The sequence below is a fragment of the Streptomyces sp. NPDC046900 genome (genome assembly GCF_040644975.1).
Lineage (GTDB): Bacteria > Actinomycetota > Actinomycetes > Streptomycetales > Streptomycetaceae > Streptomyces.
In genome coordinates, this window is record NZ_JBEYXD010000124.1 from 1 (window position 1) to 18,296 (window position 18,296).

The 18,296-nt window shown below is 68.2% G+C and carries 15 protein-coding genes and 4 pseudogenes; 11 read left to right on the forward strand and 8 right to left on the reverse strand.

Annotated features, from left to right (window positions below):
* Nucleotides 1-94: 94 nt before the first annotated feature.
* From ABZ904_RS46585 to ABZ904_RS46595, 3 genes and pseudogenes are all read left to right on the forward strand, one after another.
* A pseudogene (locus ABZ904_RS46585) lies at nt 95-820 on the forward strand (3'-5' exonuclease); the annotation flags it as partial.
* Between the two features lie 268 nt (nt 821-1,088).
* A complete protein-coding gene (locus tag ABZ904_RS46590; protein ID WP_361000035.1) occupies nt 1,089-1,235 on the forward strand; it encodes a hypothetical protein in 147 nt (48 codons plus the stop codon).
* A 549-nt stretch (nt 1,236-1,784) separates the two neighbouring features.
* A complete protein-coding gene (locus tag ABZ904_RS46595) occupies nt 1,785-2,642 on the forward strand; it encodes an alpha/beta hydrolase (RefSeq protein ID WP_361000032.1) in 858 nt (285 codons plus the stop codon).
* A gap of 295 nt (nt 2,643-2,937) precedes the next feature.
* Here ABZ904_RS46595 and ABZ904_RS46600 read toward each other — a convergent pair whose 3' ends face one another.
* The 4 genes from ABZ904_RS46600 to ABZ904_RS46615 all read right to left on the reverse strand — a co-directional run bounded on the left by ABZ904_RS46600 (nt 2,938) and on the right by ABZ904_RS46615 (nt 8,715).
* Nucleotides 2,938-3,534, reverse strand: a complete 597-nt coding sequence (locus ABZ904_RS46600) for a TetR/AcrR family transcriptional regulator (protein WP_361000030.1) — start codon at nt 3,532-3,534, stop codon at nt 2,938-2,940.
* A 541-nt stretch (nt 3,535-4,075) separates the two neighbouring features.
* A complete protein-coding gene (locus tag ABZ904_RS46605) occupies nt 4,076-4,672 on the reverse strand; it encodes a TetR/AcrR family transcriptional regulator (RefSeq protein WP_361000027.1) in 597 nt (198 codons plus the stop codon).
* Between the two features lie 51 nt (nt 4,673-4,723).
* Nucleotides 4,724-6,064, reverse strand: coding sequence for an MFS transporter (locus ABZ904_RS46610; RefSeq protein ID WP_361000024.1), 1,341 nt, complete (start codon nt 6,062-6,064; stop codon nt 4,724-4,726).
* A 1,262-nt stretch (nt 6,065-7,326) separates the two neighbouring features.
* Entirely contained in the window at nt 7,327-8,715 is a 1,389-nt protein-coding gene (locus ABZ904_RS46615; protein WP_361830213.1) for an IS1380 family transposase, read from the reverse strand.
* 105 nt (nt 8,716-8,820) lie between these two features.
* Between ABZ904_RS46615 and ABZ904_RS46620 the strand changes: the two are divergent.
* Nucleotides 8,821-9,431, forward strand: a pseudogene (locus ABZ904_RS46620) (TetR/AcrR family transcriptional regulator).
* Between the two features lie 154 nt (nt 9,432-9,585).
* Here the strand turns inward: ABZ904_RS46620 and ABZ904_RS46625 are convergent.
* The 4 genes and pseudogenes from ABZ904_RS46625 to ABZ904_RS46640 all read right to left on the reverse strand — a co-directional run.
* Nucleotides 9,586-9,987, reverse strand: coding sequence for an IS3 family transposase (locus ABZ904_RS46625; RefSeq protein ID WP_361830222.1), 402 nt, complete (start codon nt 9,985-9,987; stop codon nt 9,586-9,588).
* Entirely contained in the window at nt 9,921-10,703 is a 783-nt protein-coding gene (locus ABZ904_RS46630) for a transposase (protein ID WP_361830224.1), read from the reverse strand. Before ABZ904_RS46630 ends, ABZ904_RS46625 begins: the two co-directional genes overlap by 67 nt.
* Nucleotides 10,643-11,380 carry a transposase gene (locus ABZ904_RS46635; protein ID WP_361830215.1) on the reverse strand — a complete coding sequence of 246 codons (738 nt, stop codon included), beginning with the start codon at nt 11,378-11,380 and terminating at the stop codon, nt 10,643-10,645. Before ABZ904_RS46635 ends, ABZ904_RS46630 begins: the two co-directional genes overlap by 61 nt.
* Nucleotides 11,381-11,499: 119 nt before the next feature.
* Nucleotides 11,500-12,556: pseudogene (locus ABZ904_RS46640) on the reverse strand (IS3 family transposase); the annotation flags it as partial.
* 395 nt (nt 12,557-12,951) lie between these two features.
* Between ABZ904_RS46640 and ABZ904_RS46645 the strand changes: the two are divergent.
* The 7 genes and pseudogenes from ABZ904_RS46645 to ABZ904_RS46675 all read left to right on the forward strand — a co-directional run.
* Entirely contained in the window at nt 12,952-13,338 is a 387-nt protein-coding gene (locus ABZ904_RS46645) for a nuclear transport factor 2 family protein (RefSeq protein WP_361000018.1), read from the forward strand.
* Between the two features lie 84 nt (nt 13,339-13,422).
* Nucleotides 13,423-13,857, forward strand: coding sequence for a nuclear transport factor 2 family protein (locus tag ABZ904_RS46650; protein ID WP_361830226.1), 435 nt, complete (start codon nt 13,423-13,425; stop codon nt 13,855-13,857).
* A gap of 134 nt (nt 13,858-13,991) precedes the next feature.
* Nucleotides 13,992-14,183, forward strand: a pseudogene (locus ABZ904_RS46655) (epoxide hydrolase N-terminal domain-containing protein); the annotation flags it as partial.
* 92 nt (nt 14,184-14,275) lie between these two features.
* On the forward strand, nt 14,276-14,743 hold the full coding sequence (locus ABZ904_RS46660; RefSeq protein ID WP_361000013.1) for an alpha/beta fold hydrolase: 468 nt from the start codon (nt 14,276-14,278) through the stop codon (nt 14,741-14,743).
* Between the two features lie 421 nt (nt 14,744-15,164).
* Entirely contained in the window at nt 15,165-15,755 is a 591-nt protein-coding gene (locus ABZ904_RS46665) for a TetR/AcrR family transcriptional regulator (protein ID WP_361000011.1), read from the forward strand.
* 276 nt (nt 15,756-16,031) lie between these two features.
* Entirely contained in the window at nt 16,032-16,400 is a 369-nt protein-coding gene (locus ABZ904_RS46670) for a hypothetical protein (RefSeq protein WP_361830218.1), read from the forward strand.
* A 43-nt stretch (nt 16,401-16,443) separates the two neighbouring features.
* A partial coding sequence (locus tag ABZ904_RS46675; RefSeq protein ID WP_361830220.1) for an AAA family ATPase occupies nt 16,444-18,296 on the forward strand: 1,853 nt, incomplete at its 3' end.

Consider the following 18,296-nt stretch of genomic DNA (forward strand, 5'->3'; position numbering starts at 1 on the left):
CTTGCTCATGTTGCTCTTGCCACTCAACCTGGACTGCTTCCTCTGGGACCCAACCGTCCCAGTATCAGGCTGTCCAGCTCAGCGGGGGAACTTCACCTTCCGCTTTGGCCCCCACCTGGCCCGCGAAGCCAACCGTTGGCTGCACATCGCAGGCGCCCCCATCCGCCTCACCGGTACACCGGCCGTGCCCACCGAACTCGGCCCCGTGGCCTGCCCCGACGCGGTCCTGTGCCGCACCAACGCCGGCGCCATGGCCCAGGCCATGGCACTGATGGCAGGCGGACACCGCGTTGCCTTGGCCGGGGGAGGGGAGGGCCTGCGCGCCCTTGCCCTGGCCGCCCGTGACCTGAAGGAGGGCCGCCGCACCACCCACTCCGAACTCCTCCTCTTCCCGACCTGGGGAGAGCTGCAGGACTACGCCGACCACGATCCGGCCGGCCGCGACCTGCAACCCCTGGTCGACCTCGTCGACAAACACGGCACCGACGCCATCCTCGAGGCCGTGGCCTCACTTGCTCCCGAGCAGCACGCCGAGGTGACCGTCTCCACCGCGCACAAGGCCAAGGGACGTGAATGGGCCCGCGTGAGAATCGCCGACGACTTCACCCCACCGAAGGACAGCGACCAGAAAGACGACAACGGACGCGCCATTCCCGGGCCGATCGACGACAGCGAGGCCCGCCTCGCCTACGTAGCCGTCACCCGCACCCGTCAGCGCCTGGACATGGACGGCCTGTCGTGGATCGACCACCATCCGGATGGAAATTCCACAGCCGGTAACAGGCCCCGCATGCCCGGCCGTCATGGGGATCAGAGGTAGCTGCGGAACGGCACAATGACCACGGAGGAGCCTTGGCACGGGCACAGTCCCCCTGCACGACAGTTGCCGGACCAGCTGCACGTGGTCGGGCCGGGCTGGCACCGGACACGACCTCCAAGAGAACCTCGCCGAGATCCGCGCCTGGATCTCGACTGAGAGCACCGTACTCAGCGACGTCTTCGACCACTGCCTCACACGCATCGACACACCCTTCAAACAGGCCTGCACCGACGCGTGGAACGCCACCCCGATCGCCAACGCCGCCGAGATGAACCTGGGCAATTTCGGGATGGGCAACCAACAGCACATCGTCACCACGATGGAGCGCGCCCTCACCTACCGCTTCGGACACCGGCGCCTGCTCCCGGCTTTCGTCCTTCGCCACCTCTTCAAAAGACGAGGGCTCCTGCCCTGATGGAACCGCGCCGACACCGAGAATGTGCCCGAGGGCGATTGCGGCGTCGGCCGGGCTGCGGTGCACTGAGGGGCGAGCAGATCGACCTCACCCGCAACGCTCATCTCGTTCCGATCGCCTCCACGGGATACGAGATCCGCCAACCCTGGTCATGGCGGCTGCGCACCCCAGTCCGGCCGAGCATCTTCGCCGCCACCTGCACTGGTCACGGTGGCGTCGCTGCCCCAAGCCGTCGCCCATCTGCCACAGCCGACGCAACCGCGCAGGCCGGCGCATCGCAGCTCGCTCACCGCCAGCGAACTGCAGCCTCGGAACGTGATCTACACCTGGAGGGTCCGGCATCTGCGCGCTTCGCGCTGTCGCGAGCCACATCGCTGTGATCCCCCCCTCATGCCAGGGGTACCGATCGGTTTACATCCGGTGTTAGGGTGAGGGTACCGATCGGTTTACATCCGCTGTGAGTGAGGAATCCGATCGGTTTCCAGGACCGGTCCGAACAGGACGACAACGGTCCTGCTGTAACGCGAATAAGTAGCAAAGGAGCAGAACATGCCGCACACGCACGTCACCGCACCCACGCAGTATGTGGAGGCGGGGGGAGTCCGGCACGCATACCGCCGGTTCGGCAAGCCGGGTGGTACCCCGCTGGTGTTCCTGGTGCACTTCCGCGGCGGGATGGACAACTGGGACCCGGCGGTCACCGACGGGCTGGCCGCGAACCGGGAAGTGATCCTGTTCGACTACGCCGGGGTGGCCGGGTCCAGTGGCGAGGTGCCGGAGACGTTCGAGGCCTTCGGTGACGACAGCGCGGCGGTCATCCGGGCGCTGGGCATTTCGCAGGCCGACGTTCTCGGTTTCTCCATCGGCGGTTACATCGCCCAGACTCTGACGCTGCGCCACCCTGAGCTCGTGCGCCGGCTCGTGCTGGTCGGCACGGGTCCGCGGGCAGGGGAATTCGAGGGCCAGGACCCAAAGATATATGAGGTGGGCGGGCATGATCCGGAGATCACCAAGGATGGGTACATGTTCCTGTTCTTCGAGCCGTCTGAAGCCAGCCAGCAGGCAGGCAAGGAGTTCTGGGCGCGGCGCCACCAGCGCACCGTCGACGTCGACCCGCCGAGCTCGATGCAGGTCGCCAAGGCCCAGGTCGGGGCCATGGGCAAATGGCGCGAGCAGGTTGGTGAGCGGTGGAGCGAGCTGAAGACCATCCAGCAGCCCACCCTGATCGTCAATGGCAGCCATGACGTCATGGTGCCGACGATCAACTCCTACATTCTGCAGCAGCACATTCCGGGTGCGCAGCTGATCATCTACCCCGACTCCGGGCACGGCGCGCTGTTCCAGTACCCCGAGCTGTTCGTCAGCCACGTGTCCCGGTTCCTGGACAGCGAGCGCGCCTTCGGCTGACCGGCGCTACGGCGAGCCGCAGCCGAACGTCAAGGCGCCGGTCTCCAGGCGACCGCCTACTGGCCCGCACACGATCGCGCCGATGGAATGGGCTGCGGCCTCGTTGGGCCACGGGGCCGAACGGCGACAAGGCCCGCACAGGTTAAGCAACAGCCGAACCAGTGAACCTGAAACCTCGCCCACCCGCCCCGACTCAGCACGCGGACAGAGATCGACGCACGAGTGCGGCCGGTCGGGTGGCGGGCTCGCATGCCGCACCCAACGTCGAGCTCATCGGTTGGGACGGCAGTCCTGGTCACTGCTCGCCGACGGCCGTCCGCGTCGCCAAATCTATGAGCATCACGGCCGCACTGCGCGCATCCCGCAGAGGGCTCTTGTCCCCGAGGGAGGTGGTCAGCGCCCCGGCCCCCTCGAAGAGCACGGCCAGTTGCCGGCCCAGAACCTCTGGATCGTCTGCTCCGGCTTCCCGGGCGGTGTCGATCAGGCGCTGCGCGAAGTCCCGCTTATGTCGAATCACCACCTTCTGGACACCGGGGAGGCTTCCTGCGGCCTCCACGGCCGCGTCGTGGAAGGGACACCCGCGCACCGCTCGGTCGCCAAACACGCCGAGCAACCGTTCGCGAGGGGTGAGGTCAGTGCGTGACAAGACCTGCTCGCAGCGTGGCGCACCCTCACCCTCAAAGTGCCGCAAGTACTCCTCCACCAATGCGCTCTTGCTGGAAAAGTGCTGGTAGAAGGTCCGCTTGGAGACATGGGCGACTTCGGCGAGGCGGTTCATCCCCGTGGCGTTGATGCCCTCCTCGTAGAAGAGCTTGGCCGCCGCCCAGAGGATGCGCTCCCGAGCGCCTCGGCCGCCGTGCGGCTGTGCGTGAAGTCGGTCCGAGGTCTCCATAGCTGAAGTATACCGGTTGTTTTACATCGGGATCCGCGGCCGGTCAGGGACCGTAGTGCACGAAGTAGGCCCAGACGTCGGGCGATTCGGCTGCAGACCTCGCAGCCGCTAGGTGCGCCCCGCTGCCAGCAAGGTGCCCGCCGGGCGGGAAACCGGGAGCCGACGCCTGACAGGCGGTCCCAAGCCGAACTCAAGACTTAAGGTGAAAGCCGTCACGACGGTGTCGATGATGGCGGCGATCCTGGATCCGTGCTGCAACTGGCGCTGGCCGTCCCCGTCCAGATCTACGGGAAGCTGCGCACAGGAGTCCTCACCTGGGAGCGGTGCGAGAGGGCATGACCGCGCCTTCGGGGCTGGTGCTCCGCGGCCGGCCGCAGGAGGTTCCGAGTCGTGGTGATCGGCGTGCGCGCGGAGGCGGGTGGCAACCCGCAGCGGGCCCGCGATTCCCGCCGACGGACAGGGGGTGTCGAGGGCGCCGCGCCGTCATGGGTGCGTACACCGCCACCCCACGCACCGGCCGGGGCCCGCGCGGCGAGAGCCTTCACGCGGTGGTCGTGCGCTCCGCGTGTGGCGCCGCGTCGAGCAGGGCGGCCGCGGCGGCACGGGCGGTCGTGGCGGCGGAGGCATCACCGTCCATCCGCGCGGATTGCCCCGCGCCGTCGTACAGCAGGAGGAGCTGGCGGGCCAGCGCCTCCGGGTCAGCGTATCCGGACGCGGCGGCCAGCTCTGTGAACAGGTGACGCACCCAGGCACGGTAGTGGTCGGCGACCTGGCGGATCGCGCTGTCCTCGGCCGTCTCGGCGGTGGCCCGCGCGAAGGCGCAACCGTTGTACTCCGGATCGGTGAACGCCTCGCCGAGCGCGTCGAAGACGCCGAGTAGCTGCTCGCGCGGAGTACGGAAGCGGGTCAGGGTCCGGGTGATCCGGTCCCGCATGCGCTCGTGGCGGAGGTCCAGGTAGGCGCAGACAAGGCCTTCCTTGCTCCCGAAGAGGTTGTAGAGGGATGCCTTGGCCACCCCGGCGCGTTCGATGACGCGGTCGATGCCGACGCTCTGCACGCCTGCGCTGTAGAAGAGCTCATTGGCTGCCGCGAGCAGTCGCTCGCGCGCCGATGCCTTGGTCGCGGTCCCGGTCTCCATGGCCACTAACCTCTCGGACAGATCTGTTCATTCCAACGCGAACGCGTCCCGTCACACCTCTGAGGTCTGCGCCACGGGCGCTGCCTCGGAGGGGGCGGCGGATTCCGACCGGACCACTGCCACCCGCTCGACACGGCGGCCGCTGCGCAGTAGCCCGGTCAGGACCGCGAGGGCAAGCACGATGACGGCGATGCCGTATTCCCTGGACGTCTGGACCAGGCCGCCGCCGTGGACGACCAGGACTCCGGCGATCACGGCCGGCACGCCCAGGCCCACGTAGCACACGACATACAGCAGGGAGAGGACGCCGGCTCGCTCGTGCGGTTTCACCTGCGGCACGACCAGCCTGATGCCACCTTGGAACCCGCTGCCGAAGCCGAAGCCGGATATCGCGCCGCCCGCGAAGAACCCGATCACGGAGGGCGTGCCGCCGGTACCCGAGGCGATGGACACCAAAGTGATCACCACACCGATGACCAGCGTGCCGACGCTGATCAGCATCATGCTCCGCGTCTCGGCGCTACGCAGCACGACGACCGACAGACCGGCGAAGCCGGCGAGCACGAACAGGGGCAGACCTCCCCACACCACGGACGTGGAGTGCACCAGGGTCCGCGTGATGGCCGGTCCCAGCGCGCCGTAGAGGCCAGTCAGGGCCCACACCGCGAACATCACGGGTGCGGCGATCGCCACCGACGCACGGGCCGACCTGGGCAGCTTGAACTCGGGGACCATACTGGCCAGCGCGCCCCGCTCACGGCTCACCGTCTCGTTCATGGCGAGCACGGCCAGGGCCTGTACGACGAACACACCGAGCAGCAGGGCATAGACGAGGTGGGTGGGGGCGGGCAGGTACTGCACGATCAGCCCCGAGGCGACGGCGCCGCTCGCGGTCCCCATCGTGGGCGCGAAGGAGTTCAGGAAGCCACCCCTGCGCGCGTCGATGTCAATCATTCCGGCGCCGAGCGCACCGACCGCCGCCCCGGTGCTCGCTCCCTGGAGGACGCGGGCGGCCAGCAACGCGCCCACGCCACCGGCGGTGATGAACACCACCATCGCCAGGACCTGCACGATCAAGGCCACCAGGAGCACCGGCCGCCGGCCCACGTGATCGGAGATCCTCCCGAAGACCAGGAGCGAGACCAGCACGGCCATCGCGTAGAGGCCGAAGACGACGGTGACGGTGATGGGGGAGAAGCCCCAGTGCCGCTGGTAGATCGCGTAGAGGGGAGTCGGCGCGCTGGACGACGCCAGCAGCGAGATCAGGATCGAGGCCAACAGGCCCATGGTGGCCTTGGGACCCAGGGCGCGGCGCGGGGCCGCGTGCGCGGGAGACCGCCTGACCGGGACGTCCCGAAGAGTGGGTTGGCGCGTGGTGGATGCGCAGCTCATGGGTCACTCTCTGGTCGGGGAGAAAGCAGGTACTCACACTAGACAGACCTATCTGTTCAATGTGCTTTCAGGGCGAGTGAGACGTGTCGCATCAACGCGGCGTATTGCCGTGATCGCTGAGTGCCGAAGCGTCGCGGGCGCCCGCCCGATCGTCCGCTCGATCCGCGTCCTGGTGTCGCGCCTGGTACAGGAGAACAGCTCGTGGGGCACGCCGGAAAAGGATCACACGCCGGGCCGTGGTCTGCGTGATCGCGCTTGCCGCCTCACCGGCTGCACGATCAGACAGACGCGCATGAGGACAAGCCCCTTCCAAGGCGGCCAGCGGATCCTTCTACGGGGACGTACGCGACGTCAACGTTCACGAGAAGGGCGGTCACTTCGGCCCGTGGGAGAATCCGGAGGCATGGATCACTGACCTCCGGTCCACGTTCCGTAAGCTCCGCTGACCCCGATTGGCGTCGGCGACCCGCCCTGGGCCCGCAACGCCTGCGGCCCACACCGTATGGGTCCCGCGCGATCACGGCCCTGGCGCCTCTCGACACCGCCGAGGCACGCCCTGCTTGCTGCGGCCAGCAAACTCGACCGCATGGACCGCATCGGAGGCAGCAGTTGACGCTGCCGGCGCGCTGATGGAAACGGCGGCGCACACGGCTTCGTCATCGCGGAGTTCTGCACCAGCGACCCGCCCAGGCTCCGGCCTGCGGCGGGCCGTGAACGGACCGCCGCACTTCGGCCAGGACCTCACCGACGTCCCACGCGATGCGGTTCAGCATCCGGTGGACACAATCCGGCCCCGTATATAGGCCAGCGCCAACCCCCGCGGCTCGCCCGTTGAAACGATGCACAAACCCCTAATGCACAGCGTCCAGGTCGCTCACCCACAAGCAGACGTCAGCAAGGTCCCCGCATCTTGCTTGAGGTTCCGGCATACTGCCGCACACCCCAGGCCAACGTTGTGCTCCTGGACGATGTCGAGCACAGCGAGGTAACCGTGCCCATCGGCTTCAGGCCGGCGGACGGATTGGTACGGCCGGCCGGCGGCGAACCGCATCGAAGTAGGCTAGTCCGTATTACCTATGCGGGAGTGGAGAAGTCGTGAGCCGTGTTCTGACCCTGGATCCGCCGACTCGATTTCTGTGAGCCGTTTCCGGTGCCGTTCGGGGTGGATTTCGGTGGCTGGGCATGGGCGATTGCCGGATGGCCGTTCCGGTGGCGGGGTCTCCGAGATCCTTGGGCCGTGGGCGGTTGTGGCGGGCGGGAGTTCAGGGCCGCAGGCGACAGCCGCTGGCTGTCCACAGGCTCTGGAAGGCGTCCTGCCAGGGCCATCGGGCGGGGAGGTGGAAGGTCAGCGTGCGCGCGGCGGTGGCCAACCGGGCCGGGACGGCTACCAGTTGGCGGCGGATCGTGCCGGTGCGGGCCTTTGCGTGGAAGGCGGACGCCAGGCAGCCCAGGGCGCGGGTGAGGTTGTGGGCGAGCACGGCCAGGGTGAGCCACGCGGCGTTCGCGGTGAACTTCCCCGACGGCAGGTGCGCGAGCGCGGAGTCCTCGAGGTCGGCGAAGACCTGCTCCACGACAGCGTGCGCGCGGTGGATCTTCTCCGCTTCCACGAGCGGGAAGGGCGTGTCCGCGAAGACCGCGTGGAACCGGTAGACCTTGAACAACTCGCCCTGGCCGTCCGGGGCGCGGGCGTCGCCCAGCCGCTTGACGCGCCGGACCAGCAGCCGGGCGGTGACGCGGTGCTTCTTGGCCTTGCCGGTGAACGCGGTGTACTCGACCTCGGCGACCTCCGCGTCCGAGATCCACCGTTCCTCGTCCGCGTCCCAGATCGCCTTGGGGTACTTGATCGGCGTCCAGGCGGTCTCGGGGATGGTCGCGATGGCCTGACGGACCTTCTTGCGCTGAGCGACGGCCAGGGAGAACCTCGCCCCGGCGCGGCGGCAGGCCGCCACCGTCTTGTGGGAGAAGAACGCCGAGTCGGCCCGCACGACGATCATGCCGGTGGCACCCATGGCCCGCACCGCGCGGATCGCCTCGGCGATCAGGCTCGCCGCGCCCTTGGCGGAGCCCGCCGAGCCCTTCCGCAGCCGGGAGGCCACGATCACTGGGGCGGCCAGCGGGGTGGAGGCGGTCACGATCTGGAAGTGCAGGCCGCGGACCTTGGTGTAGCCGTGCTCGGCACCCTGCTTGCCGGCCCCGTAGACCTGCTTGACCTTGGAGTCGATGTCCAGGTGGACGACCTGGTCGGATCCGGGCAGCAGTCGGCAGTGCACCGCGAGGTTGCAGGTGAATGCCCGGACAGCGGACTGGAGTTGGCGCACGTGCCCCCAGGTGAACGCACGCAGGAAGGCACCGAGCGTCGTCGGGGCGCGCATCCCCGTGAACGCCTTCGCCGTCGCACCGTGCCGCAGCACGTCGGCGTCGTCGATGCTGTCGGCCCCGGCGAGCATCGCCGCGACCAGCGACATCACCTTCGCGTCCGCGGCGGCCCCGGCCCCGTTCGCGGCCCCGGCCAGGCGGACCTTCTCGCGGACCAGGCCGGGCAGGCCGCATCGCTCGGCCAGGCGCACCGCCGGGGCCAGGCCGCCGTGCGCCAGCAGGTTCGCGTCGTCGAACGCGGCGAAGGTCGCCGCGGGGCTGTGGGAGGATTTCACTTAGGACGTGCCTTGTCTTGCTGCGGGTTGGAAGCCTAGAGAACTCCCATCCTCGCAGGTCACAAGGCACGTCTTCTCCATGGAGACACCGTCAGCCGGTCACCGATCGATGGATCCAGGCTGACACCGAAGGGCGAGGCCACGCGAGCGCGCATCATCGAAGGCGCTGCCCAGGTCCTGCGGGAGAAAGGGGTCGTCGCGGCAACACTGGACGACATCCGCCTGCAGACCCGTACGAGCAAGAGTCAGCTCTTCCACTATTTCCCCGAGGGGAAAGAGGAACTCCTACTCGCGGTCGCGCAATACGAAGCGGACCGCGTTCTGGACGACCAGCAACCGCACATCAGCACGCTCGACTCGTGGGACGCCTGGTACCACTGGCGTGACGTCGTTGTAGAGAGATACGCAGCACAGGGCGACTCCTGCCCTATGAGTGCGCTGTTCTCGCAGGTCGGACGCTCTACGCCTGGGGCCCGCGCCATCGTCATCGAGCTCATGCGGATGTGGCAGGAATACCTCGCCACCGGGATCCGGTCGATGCAGCACCAGGGCCATCTGCCGGAGTCGCTCGATGTCGACGAGGCCGCCGCAGCGCTCCTCGCCGGTATCCAGGGCGGGGTGTCGATCATGCTGTCCACCGGACAGCTGACCATCTCGAAGCCGCCCTCGACTGGGGGATCAGGCAGTTGCAGGCGGCCGGGCAGCCCGTCGCGTAGTGAGCGCGCGCCTGCCAGCGCTGGGCACCCCGGCAGACAGGCCGCAACGCCGTCTTTGCGCCGCCCCGATTCAGAACCCTTCTCGAATCCGATGATTTCGAAGTGATCGCTTGGTCGTCTTGTGAGGCGTCCCCCGGAGTGTGGACACAGGGGCTCATGCCGCGATCGATAGCTTATCTGCTCGCAGATGCTGCTGTTCGAACTCCACAGGCGAGAGGTAGTTGAGGGCGCTGTGACGCCTGCGGACGTTGTAGTACGTCAGCCACTGGAAAATCTCCAGCCTCGCCTGCCGCACCGTCGAGAACAGCCTCTGGCCTCGATTCTTCCGAGGGCTGACGGCGGCGTTGTGAGCGGCTGGCTGCCCGATATGTCCCGTGCCGTGTCGGGACTGGCCGTCGCGTGACGCTGCGGGGCGTCGGGTTCCACGGGCCCGAGGGTGGTGCGGTGCGGTGCTGTCCTTTCCGGTGTCGTCGGGGTGACGGACTGCCGTCAGGTGAGGGCCGGGAGCTGGTGGGCCCGCTGCCAGGCGGTGGTGAACGTTGCGGTCCAGGGCCAGGTGCGGTCGAGGTGGAGGGTGCGCCTGCGGGCGTGGGCGGTGAGTCGGGCGGGCAGGCGGTACAGCTTCATGCGGATCGTCTCCGGCTGTGCGGCGGCGAGTTCGGGCTCGTCGTGCAGGAGGAGGAGACGGGTCCATGCGTCGAGGTCGGCGGCGATCGTGGCGGCCAGCACCCAGGCGGCGTTCAGCTGCCAGGACTTGGAGGGCAGCAGCCCGAGGCCGACCCGCTTGATGGCTTTCACGCGGTCCTCGACCTCTGCGTGATCACGGTAGAGGGCGTCGACGAACCACACCTGCCCGGAGCCGGGAACCCCGGAAAGTCCGTGGTGGGCGGGGATGTTCGTGGCGATGATCTGGTAGCGCCAGCCGGTGCGCTTCTCGAAGGCGGTCAGCTTCTTCGCATCCCGCCTCGAGGGCTTGACCCGGCGCACGATCAGCCGCATCCCCCGCGGCCAGCCGGTCAGGTCACGGACCCCGGTCAGCTCGGCGACCTGGTAGGTCAGCCACTCGCCGTCGGGCCCCTTGATCTCGTGGACCCCGCCGTCCTGCCGCAGCGCGGCCGTCCACACCATCTCGGGCAGCAGCGCGATGACCTGCTCGTCCGTGGCGTTGATCGCCCAGCCGGTCACCCAGCGCACCCGGCGCCGGCTGGTGGTCAGCGTCTGAAGGTGGTCGAGGACGTCGTGGCTGAAGGCCGCGCCGTCGATCCGGACCAACAGCTTCGACCACAGCGGCAGCGGGAGCTGCCGCAGCGCGGCGGCCAGAACGCTCTTGTGGTCGGCGACGTCGTTGGGGGCTGCGTTGCCGGCCGCAGCAGCATGGCGACGCACTCGCGGGTGTTGGCCACCCACGCCCCCAGCGGCATGTGGCCGAAGCTGCCCTTGAAGGTGCCCGCCGCGCCTTCCTTCCGGCTGGTGCAGGTGACGATGGTCGCGTCCAGGTCGAGGACGTACCAGCCGGTCACCTCCCGGCCGCATACCGAGATCCAGGGGAAGCCGCCGGGCCGCAGGGCGAGCAGCATCCACACCACGCGACGTATCGCGGCGCGGACGCGCTCCACCCGGGCCGCGACCGGGCCGTCGATCGCCGCCAGGGCGCGGCGCAGGGTGCTGTCCGAGACCGGCCGCGGGAACACCGCCCGCCAGTGGTACTGGAGTTGCTCAGCCTGAAGGACGTTCGTCGCGCCGAGCACGATCGCACAGGCCAGCTGGACCAGCGCCATGCCCCGATCCCGCCGGCCCGGCCCGGTGCCCTTCGGTAACGCCGCACTCAGCGCGGTGGCCAGGCCGACGCGGTCGGCGACCTTCCGCAGCAGCACCACGCCCGCGTGGCCGATCAGGTTCTTGCCGTCGGCCCGCACGGCAAGCCGGTGATCCCATTCGGTACCCTGCACCTGTCGGGTGCCTCTTCTCTGCGACGGTTTTGATCTCAGCAATCAGATCATTGCAGGTGGGAGGCACCCTTCTCCTGTTGGTGCGTCAGGTGACCGTCGCAGCTGAATTCATGAGGCTGGTGCATCGTCTCCCTCTTGAGTCCCTGCCAGAAACTCTCGGCGAGGGCATTGTCGTAACTCGAGCCGACCCGGCCCATGCTCCTGCGGATCCTGAAGCCGTCGCAGACCTGCGCGAACGCGGCAGCGGTGTACTGCGAGCCGCGGTCCGCATGAAAGATGACCCCATCCACGCTGCCACCGCGGGTGGCTACGGCCATCTTGAGAGCGTCGGTGACCAGTTCAGTGCGCATATGGGTAGCCATTGACCAGCCGAGCACCCGACGTGAGCAGATGTCCAGGACGCACGCGAGATACAGCCACGCGCCGCCGACCTGCACATACGTGATGTCGCCGCACCACTTCTCGTTCAACTTCCCAGCATGGAAGTCGCGTTGAACGAGATCGGGGGCGGGTGGTGCGAGCCGGTCCGGGACCGTGGTGCGCTTGCGGCGCCGCAGATGCAGGCCCTGAAGGCCGTGCTTGCGCATGAGGCGCTCGACGCGCTTGCGGTTCACGGTGTGTCCGAAGCCTCGCAGCTCGGCGTGCACGCGCCGCACTCCGTACGTGCCCTTATGGCCGGTGTGGATCTCGCGGATCTCCGCGACCAGGGCCTCATCGGCGGCCTGCCGGACCTCACGGGCCTCCGCGCCGGCGACCCACCGGTAGAACCCAGAGCGCGAGACCCCAAGGACCCGGCATATCCGCTGGACGCCGAAGTCGGCCCGGTTGTCGGAGATGAAGTCCCAGCGGCGCCTCACGCCCTCATCTCCTTGGCGAAATATTGGGCTGCCCGGCGCAGGATCTCCCGCTCGAGTTCCCACTCCTTCTCGGCCCGACGCAGCGGCCGTTCTCCGCACGCAGCCGGGCCAGTTCCTCGTCCCTGCTCTCGGCAGCCTGCTCATCGCTGCTGCCGCGGCCCGCCCGCTCATCGGCCTGCCGTACCCAACTGCGCAGCGTCTCGCCGGTCACCCCGACATCCGCCGCGACCGCCGCATACGTACGCTTCCCGCCCGCCGCGCGGTACAACGCCACCGCGTCATTCCTGAACTCCGCCGGATACGGAGACTTACGTCCCACCAGGACACCCTTCCTCGGATCCACAAGATCCATTGTCAGAGTGTCCACACAGAGGGGGTCGCCTCAGTACGACGTGGTCCCCGACCGCCACGTCCGAGACGCCCCGGCCGACGCCGGCGACGGCGTTGCGCACCGCATCCAGGCCAGGCACTCCCGGGGCGGCAAAGCCACCGGCCCCCAGCAGCAGCACGCGGGACCGGGCCGGGCCGTCCAGCCGCACTCAGCGCCCAGTTCCCGGCGGGGCAGGTCGCCGATCTCCTGCTCGGTGCAGCCCCGCACCACGTTCCTCCCACCGGGTCCGCCGACGCCGGGCGCCCCTTCCAATACTGGACTTGCAAGTCCATTTTCTGGGAGGCACGCTGAAGTGATATGGCAGTCCAGGTAGTGGAGTGGTTGTGACTACGGACAACAACACCCTTGTGCGTGAGTTCGTCGAAACGTTCAACGCCAAAGACGCTTCCAAGCTCGCACCTTTCCTTCACCCCGACGTGGTCTTCCGCAATTACGGCGAGGACGAGGTACACGGCCGGGACCGGCTGGTGCAGCTTTGGGAGGGTATCTTCGGCAATTTCTCACAGGTGAAGTTCGAGACGGTTCACCAGGCGGTCAACGGCGATGTGGTCATCGCAGAGCAGCTCCATGGCCTGGCCCTGCCCGGCGGCGCGCTCGCTCCGATTATGAACATGGCCGTCTATGAGATCCGCGACGGCCTGATCGCCGCGTGGCGCGACTACACCAATCCCGGGTACGCCGGCCGTCTCCTCAAGCCTGAAGTCGTTTGATCTTCTGCTGCCGCGCAGCGCCACACACGCTCACCCTGCGTCGAACGAAAGGCAAACACCCAGGATGACATCGAGCGTCTGAGCATCCACGAGGACCTCCGCCGCCTCATGGCATGCTACGTCTATGCCGCTGACCACCAGCGCTGGGCGGACCTGGCGGCTCTGTTCACCCTGGACGGCAGGTTCACCCACCGTAACGTGGACGGAACCTTCGCCCGGCCCCTGGAAGGGCGCGGGGACATCAGCACCATTATTCCCGCCACCATCGGTCCCGATGCCGTCATCATCCACCATCTGTTCTCCGACGAAATCGACGTGGAATCGGCGACCTCGGCCCGCGGTGTCTGGGCGATGGAAGACCTCATCACCCGCCCGGCAAGCACCGACGAGACCGGCGAGGCTCAGTTCACGGCCATGCACGGCTTCGGCCACTACCGCCCCCGGTTCGCCAAGATCGACGGCACCTGGTACATCGCGGAGCTCAACCTGACACGTCTGCGCGTGGACTTCACGTACTGACCGTGGTTCGCGTACCGCCCGCGCGCTCCGGCTGTGCTGCCATGCAGCCCGTGGGCTCGTCCCTAACGACCGGACAGCGCAGCCAACCCCCTGAAGGGTCACACACTGTGAGCACTATCAACAACAGCCGCGAGATGGAGCCGTTCACGATCCACGTCGCCCAGGACGTCCTGGACGATCTGCGGAACCGGCTCAAGGCCACCCGCTTCGCGCCTGACCTCGATAACGAGGAAGAGGTCTACGGACTCAGCACCAGCTGCATCAAGCCCTTGGTGGAGTACTGGGCCGACGGCTTCGACTGGCGTGCGGTGGAAGCGCAGCTCAACAGCTACACCCACCACCGCATCGACGTCGGCGGCACCCCGGTCCATTTCATCCGTGAGCCGGGAGGGGCCCCGCACCGATCCCGCTTCTCCTCATGCACGGCTGGCCCTGGACCTTCTGGGACTGGAGCAAGGTCATCCGCCCGCTCGCTGACCCGGCCGCCTTCGGCGGAGACCCGGCAGACGCCTTCGATGTCATCGTTCCTTCCCTGCCCGGCTTCGCCTTCTCCACGCCGCTGACCCATGGCAGAGAGAACTACATCACCATGGCGGAACGCTTCCTCACACTGATGACCGATGTCCTCGGCCACGAGAAATTCGCTGTCGGCGCCAGCGACTACGGTGCGCTTGTGGCTGCTCAGCTCGGCCACAAGTACGCCGATTCCCTGTATGGCATCCACCTCGGCCAGGAGATGCCTCTGGGGATTTTCAACGGCGACCGCGCCTGGGATCTGACGGGCGGGGGCCTGTCCACCGAGGGTGTCTCGACCTACTCGACACCGACATCGGGCAAACCCGCTGGCCACAGACCTGAAACGGTGACCCGCGAAGTCCGGGTCTAGCTGGTGCTGTTCCGTGCAAGTTCGTGGAGGGTCAGGCCATTTCCTTGAGTGCAGTGCCCTGGCGGGTCCAGCGGAAGGGGCGGGCGCGTTCGTTGCATCGGATCGTCCAGGCGTCCATCTTCTCGATCAGGTCGTCCCGGCGGTTCAGTCCACGCTCGGCGAACTGCCTACGCCTTGCGGACGGTGTTCACACCCGCCGCCAGTCCGCGCGCGTGATCGCCGCGTTGGCCGCCCCACCGGCTGTGGCCAGCACGATTGGCATGCGCCGCGAGATCCTGCAGGACTGCCGTGCAGCGGGGTTGTGGGCCCGAGGCATGCTTCACCTCCGATATGAATTATGTTCAACATCCATTCATGTGTATGATGAACGTAAGCCAGTTTTGAGGCGTACATGCGCCGCTTTTCGAAGGGAAGGCCGGAGATGGGTCACTCGCAGGCGGAGAAAGCGGCATCCCGCGAGCGTGTGCTGCGCATCGCGGCCCGCAAGGTTCGCGCGGAGGGCGTGAGTCGCCCCGGCGTCGCGGACCTGATGAAGGAGGCGGGCCTGACGCACGGCGGCTTCTACAAGCACTTCGCCTCCCGCGACGACCTGATCGCCCAGGCCGCGGCTCTCGCCCTGGCGGAGGGCTCGGCGAAGATGGAGAGGGCCGCGCGCAAGAACAAGCAGCAGCCGCTGGCCGGCCTCATCGACGCCTACCTCGCCAAGCAGCACCGCGATGCGCCCGACACGGGATGCGCCCTGGTCACCCTCGGTGCCGCTGCCGGGCGCAGCGACCAGCGCTTCAAGGCCGCCTACGAACAGCAGGTCCGCACATACCTGGACCTGATCGCCGGCCTCGGCGACGACGAGGAGGAGGCACAGGCCGAGGTGATGCTCACCCTCAGCGCCCTGGTAGGCGCCGTGCTCATCTCCAGGGCCGTGGCCGACCCGGATCTGTCCGACGACATTCTGGAGGCGGTCGCCGAACAGTTGAAGCGACACGGGCGGGGAGCCGTGTCCCCTGCTGCCTGAGCCTGAGCCTGAGCCTGAGCCTGAGCCTGAGCCTGAGCCTGAGCCTGAGCCCAGATCCACTGTCTTGAAGCGTGAGTGATCGTTTCGGGTGCTGTCGGCTGATGCCTGCGTGCGAGGCCGCTGTCCTTCCGAATGCGGAACGGTGTCCGTCGAAGGGGAGTTTCGATCGGGTGGTAGTGGCCGGGGCCGATGCCCCGTCACCGAAGCTGCCGCGACAGCCGGCGACGTGCAGCGCATCATCCACCTAACCGCCTTGATGCAGGATGTGGATCCCTGGTGGGCGGCGTCTGTTCGCCCTGCTGGAACGTCCGCGAGCCCACCGAGGACGACGCTGACCGCGGCTATGTCGAGGCTAACCGGCCCCTGGAAACCCTGTGCAGCGAGGTGGAACCGCACCTGGGGCAACACTGTGTCGCCGGACTCGGCCGCCGATCGCCCGCCGCGGTGACCCAGCCCCTCGCCCGGGCCGCCTGGATCACGGTGCCCGGCACCTGCCTCGTGTGCGAGGAGGACATGGCCATCGTGCTGCCACTCCAAGAGGCCATGGCCGAGCACGCCCCAGCGGACCCGGCGGCTGCGCTTGGCGCACTCGTCGTTCCTGCCGCGGCGGGCCGGCTTGCGTCATGGACGAGTGCCGCACCATAGCCCTTGATTACGCAAACCTCGTCGAGTTGATAGGAGAGTGTTGGTGAGCAGCGGTGACTCCCGCGGGCAGACCGCGACAGGCACCCTGATCGGCCGCGACAGGGACCTGAAGCGGATCCATGACCTGCTGGGTCTTGGAGCCGAAGGCGGAGCGCTGCTGTTGTCGGGCGAGGCGGGGGTCGGGAAAACGGCAGTCCTGGACGCGGTTACCGAGGCCGCTTCGGCGACCGGGGCCCGGGTGCTGCGCGCCACCGGAACACAGTTCGAGGCGGATTGCAGCTACTCGGGCCTCAACCAGGTTCTCTTCCCGCTTCAGGAGGCAATGCACTGCCTCGAGGACACCTACCGCGACGCCCTCCGTGTCGCGCTGGGTTTCGAAACCGGACTACTGCCGCAGAGGCTGGTCGTCTCCAACGCCACACTGATCCTGCTGCAGAAGGTCGCCGCCGACCAGCCGCTGCTGGTGGTCGTCGACGACCTTCCCTGGATCGACCGGCCAAGTGCCGCCGTACTGGAGTTTGCTGCGCGGCGAATGACCGGCAGCGGGGTGAGTCTGCTCGCCGCGGCGCGCTCGGGATCACCGACCCTGTACGAAAGCGGCGGACTGCAGGCGTACGGACTGGCGCCTTTGGACAAGGAAGCGGCGGACCACCTGCTGACCACCCGTTTCCCGACTCTGGTCGGCAGGGTGCGCCAGCGTCTGATGATCGCCGCACAGGGCAACCCCCTGGCGCTGCTGGAGCTGCCCACCGCGCTGCGCGCGGCGCAGCTTGCCGCGCTGGAGGAGCTGCCCACCGTACTGCCGCTCCCTCGACGCCTGGGAGGACTCTTCGGCTCCCGGATCGCCGGCCTGCCCGAGCGGTCGCAGCGTCTGCTGCTGCTGGCAGCGCTGGAGGGGACCGGCGAGCTCGGCGTCCTGCAGGCGGCCGCGCGCCAGGCCGGCCTCGGGGACGCCCTGGACGATCTCGCGCCTGCCGAACGGGCTCACCTGGTGCACATCGACCCGGGTACCCGGCGACTGAACTTCCGCCACCCGCTGGTGCGCTCCGCCGCCGTGGAGACCGCGGCGAGCGGCGCGCGGCACGCGGCACACCGCGCGCTCGCCCACGCCCTGGCCGAGCAGCCCGAGCGCCAGGCCTGGCATCTGGGCGAGGCGACCCTGGAACCGGACGAGCACGTGGCCGCGCTTCTGGAACACGCCGCGCGAATGACCCTGCAACGCGGTGACGCCTTGGGGAGTGTGCGGACGCTGATGAGGTCCGCGGCTTTGACCCCGCACGGCCCCGACCGCGGCCGGCGGCTGGCTGAAGCCGCCTACATCGGCGCCGAGTCCACCGGCTCGCTGCGCAGTGCACAGGCACTCCTGGACGACGCCCGACAGGCCGACCCGGCAGTGCAGGTCTCCCTGCACTCCGCCGCCGCAGCGGCAATCCTGCTTCTCAACGGCGACAGCGACCTCGACACGGCACACCGGCTGCTGGTCTGCGCCATCGAGGACACCCCCCACGGGTACGACGCGCAGGACACGGCACTCATCGACGCCCTCCATCTTCTTTTGCTGATCTGCTTCTACGGCGGGCGGCAGGAACTGTGGCATCCCTTCTACGCCGCACTGGAGCGGCTCAGACCAAAGGTTCCACCGGCCCTGTCCGCGGTGGCTAAGACGTTCTCCGACCCGGCGCGCACGGGCGCCGCGGCACACGAGGAGCTCGACCGGCTTCTTGCACAACTGCCGCAGCAGACCGATCCCGCCGAGATCGCAAGGACTGGTACGGCCGCTCTCTACCTCGATCGGCTCGGCGACGTTCGCGAGGCCGCCTGGCGGGTGGTGCGGCAGGGCCGCGCCGGCGGTTCGGCCCGCCGGCATCTGGCCGGACTGATGCACCTGTGCCTGGA